3 protein-coding genes and 1 pseudogene are annotated in these 3,508 nt (G+C 72.0%); 3 read left to right on the forward strand and 1 reads right to left on the reverse strand.

The features are described 5' to 3' along the window. Nucleotides 1-118: 118 nt before the first annotated feature. Nucleotides 119-1,078: a LysR family transcriptional regulator gene (locus AB8Z36_RS34840; RefSeq protein ID WP_369217390.1), complete on the forward strand. Its 960-nt coding sequence runs from the start codon at nt 119-121 to the stop codon at nt 1,076-1,078. 18 nt (nt 1,079-1,096) lie between these two features. Here the strand turns inward: AB8Z36_RS34840 and AB8Z36_RS34845 are convergent, their stop codons facing one another. Then, a complete protein-coding gene (locus AB8Z36_RS34845; RefSeq protein WP_369217391.1) occupies nt 1,097-1,861 on the reverse strand; it encodes an alpha/beta hydrolase in 765 nt (254 codons plus the stop codon). A 102-nt stretch (nt 1,862-1,963) separates the two neighbouring features. Here AB8Z36_RS34845 and AB8Z36_RS34850 point away from each other — a divergent pair, with 102 nt between their 5' ends. Together AB8Z36_RS34850 and AB8Z36_RS34855 are read left to right on the forward strand one after the other, a co-directional pair. Beyond that, nucleotides 1,964-3,133, forward strand: coding sequence for an adenosine deaminase (locus AB8Z36_RS34850; RefSeq protein WP_369217392.1), 1,170 nt, complete (start codon nt 1,964-1,966; stop codon nt 3,131-3,133). A 150-nt stretch (nt 3,134-3,283) separates the two neighbouring features. Next, nucleotides 3,284-3,508 (forward strand): annotated as a pseudogene (locus AB8Z36_RS34855) (ATP-binding protein); the annotation flags it as partial.

The following is a 3,508-nucleotide window of genomic DNA, read 5'->3' on the forward strand; positions in this document are numbered from 1 at the left end:
GGGAGTGGGCGACCGCGGGGATGGTGGCGGGCGCCCCGCTACTGGCGGGAGGCATGCCGAAAACGTACGACCGCGTTTTCTGATGCGTCCAATGCATGAAAACGCCATAATCGATCCTATGCCGCATCAGCAGAGGTCACAGCCGGACCTGTCACGCGACAGTGACACGGAGGACATCGTGACGCTGCTCGCGCCACGCCTGGCGTACTTCGCCGGAGCGGCCCGCACCGAGCACGTCACGCGCGCCGCCCAGGAGATGCGGATACCCCAGTCGACCCTCTCCCGCGCCCTCGTACGCCTGGAGAGGGACCTGGGCGTCGACCTGTTCGCGCGCCGCGGCCGCACCGTCTCGCTGACCCCTGCGGGCCGCACCTTCCTCGCCTCGGCCGAGCGGGCCCTCGGCGAGGTGGCGCGCGCCGCCGAGTCGGTGCGGGCCGACGCCGACCCGGAGTCCGGCAAGGTCGCCTTCGGCTTTCTGCACACGATGGGCTCGGAGACCGTGCCCGGACTGCTCCGCGCCTTCCGCGCCGGCCACCCGGGGGTGCGCTTCAGCCTCGTACAGAACTACGGCGAGGCGATGCTGGAGCGGCTGCGCGCCGGTGAACTCGACCTCTGCCTGACCTCGCCCGTGCCCGACGCGCCCGATCTGGTCGCGCGCCGCCTCGACGAGCAGCGGCTGCGCCTGGTGGTCCCCGACGACCACCGTCTGGCAGGGCGCAGGCGCGTGCGTCTCGCCGAGGCCGCCGACGAGGCGTTCGTGACCCTGGAGCCGGGCTACGGCCTGCGCCGCATCACCGACGACCTCTGCCAGGAGGCGGGCTTCACGCCCCGGGTGGCGTTCGAGGGCGAGGAGGCGGAGACCCTGCGCGGCCTGGTGGCGGCGGGCCTCGGCGTGGCCCTGCTGCCGCCGCCCGCCGTGCCCCGCCCCGGAGTGGTGGAGCTGACGGTGACGGGCCAGCGGGCGGTACGGGAGATCGGCGTCGCCTGGCTGGACGGCCACCCGGACACCCCGCCGGTGGCGGCGTTCAAGGAGTTCCTGCTGAGCAGGAAGGGCAGGCTGTTGCAGCAGCCGGCGTGAGCCGCGCCCCCCCGGGAGTCACCGCCGGAGCGACTGCCCGAAGCCGGAGGCCAGCGGCATCCGGAGCCCCAGCGGCGGCGGGGCCGCCAGCGCGTCCTCCAGCGGCCGGGCGAAGCAGGACCCGAACAGCGTCCCCATGACGAAGTCGGAGGCGAGCGCCAGGACTTCGCTCTGGTGCTGGTGCAGCCGGTGCCCGTCCGAGTGCACCTCGAAGCGGCACACGTCGCGGTTGGCCTTCTTGGCCCGCTGCGCGAGCCGGAACGACAGTTCGGGGTCGGTCCGTTCGTCGTTCGTGCCGTGCACGATCAGAACCCGCCGCCCCGCGAGCTGCTTCACCGGTTCGGGGGTCGCCGCCATGTCCTCCTCGGGCAGCCAGGGGGCGAGCGCGAGGACGGACTCCACCGCGCTGTGCCCGCCCGCGCGCAGCGCCGCCCTGCCGCCCATGTCCACTCCGGCCAGGCAGACGGGGACGTCGCCGTAGAGCCGTACGATCTCGTCCGCCGCCCAGTCGGCGTCGTGGGCGAGCTGGGCCTGGGCGCCGTTCCAGCCTCGGCTGCGGTAGTGCACGACGTGCGCGGCGAGGCCCGCTTCACGCCCGTCGTGGGCGAGCCTGCGGCCGAGCGCGCGCACGGCCCCGGCCGCGAGCGGCGATGGTTTACGGGTCGATGTCTCCGCGCCGCCGGGCAGCAGCAGGACCGCGCCGCTCACCGCCGAAGGAGCCGTTCCGACCACACGCCCTAGCCTGGGCGCGCCCGAGGGCCCCGCCGTCCCATGCTGTGCCATGACAGAACAGTGTCAGAAGCCACGGTGTACGCCACCCGTCCGCAGGGTCACTGTTACGCAACGACCAGTGAGTTCTACGCGCGTAGGCGCTACAGTGCCGAAATGACGAGCCAGACTCACACGACCGGTCACACGGACCGCGAGACGCCCAGCGCCGAACAGATCCGCCGCGCCCCGAAGGTCCTCCTCCACGACCACCTCGACGGCGGCCTGCGCCCCGGCACGATCGTCGACCTCGCCCGGGAGAACGGCTACGGGGGACTGCCCGAGACCGACCCCGACAAGCTCGGGGTCTGGTTCCGCGAGGCGGCCGACTCCGGCTCCCTCGAACGGTATCTGGAGACCTTCGCCCACACCTGCGCGGTGATGCAGACCAAGGACGCCCTCAAGCGCGTGGCCGCCGAGTGCGCCGAGGACCTGGCCGAGGACGGCGTGGTCTACGCCGAGATCAGGTACGCCCCCGAGCAGCACCTGGAGCAGGGCCTCACCCTCGAAGAGGTCGTCGAGGCGGTCAACGAGGGCTTTCGCACGGGCGAGCGCCGCGCGAAGGAGAACGGTCACCGCATCCGCGTGGGCGCCCTGCTCACCGCCATGCGGCACGCCGCCCGCGCCCTGGAGATCGCCGAACTGGCCAACCGCTACCGCGACCTCGGCGTCGTCGGCTTCGACATCGCGGGCGCGGAGGCGGGCTTCCCTCCCACCCGCCACCTCGACGCCTTCGAGTTCCTCAAGCGCGAGAACAACCACTTCACGATCCACGCGGGCGAGGCGTTCGGCCTGCCGTCGATCTGGCAGGCGCTCSAGTGGTGCGGCGCCGACCGCCTCGGCCACGGCGTGCGCATCATCGACGACATCGAGGTCGCGGAGGACGGCAGCGTCCGCCTCGGCCGCCTCGCCTCCTACGTACGGGACAAGCGCATCCCCCTGGAGCTCTGCCCGACGTCGAACCTCCAGACGGCCGCCGCGACCTCGTACGCCGAGCACCCCATCGGCATGCTGCGCAAGCTGCACTTCCGGGCGACGGTCAACACCGACAACCGCCTGATGTCCGGCACCAGCATGAGCCGCGAGTTCGAGCACCTGGTCGACACGTTCGGCTACACGCTCGACGACATGCAGTGGTTCACAGTCAATGCGATGAAATCAGCGTTCATTCCTTTCGATGAACGCCTCGCCATGATCAACGACGTGATCAAGCCCGGCTATGCCGAACTGAAGTCCGAGTGGCTGTTCCGTCAGACCGTCTCCACCAGCGCGTCCGCCGCGAAGTAGCGCACGTTCCGCCCGCCCCGGCGGGCGTGGAGCGGCCGGGTGGTGTGCCGCCCGGCCGCTTTTTCGCGTCCCTCTGCCCGTGATCCGGGGTCCGATCGGTCGTTGAACCACGCAGTACCCCGTCATCGATTCCGCAAGGACGCCCTGAAGATGAAGCAGTCTGCCGCCAAGACCCTCGGTGTCGCCGCTCTCGGAGCCGCCTTCGCCGCCGCCGGAGCCGGTGCCGCGAACGCCGCCCCGGCGGGCCCCGCCGCCCCGGACACCGCAGCGGCCCTCGGCACCGTCACGTCGGCCCTCCCGCTCGAGCAGCTCGCCCAGACGCTGCCCGCCGGCGCCTCCGAGTCCGTCGCCGCCGGACAGAACGCGGTGCAGAGC

The organism is Streptomyces flavofungini (assembly GCF_041028215.1).
GTDB lineage: Bacteria > Actinomycetota > Actinomycetes > Streptomycetales > Streptomycetaceae > Streptomyces > Streptomyces flavofungini_B.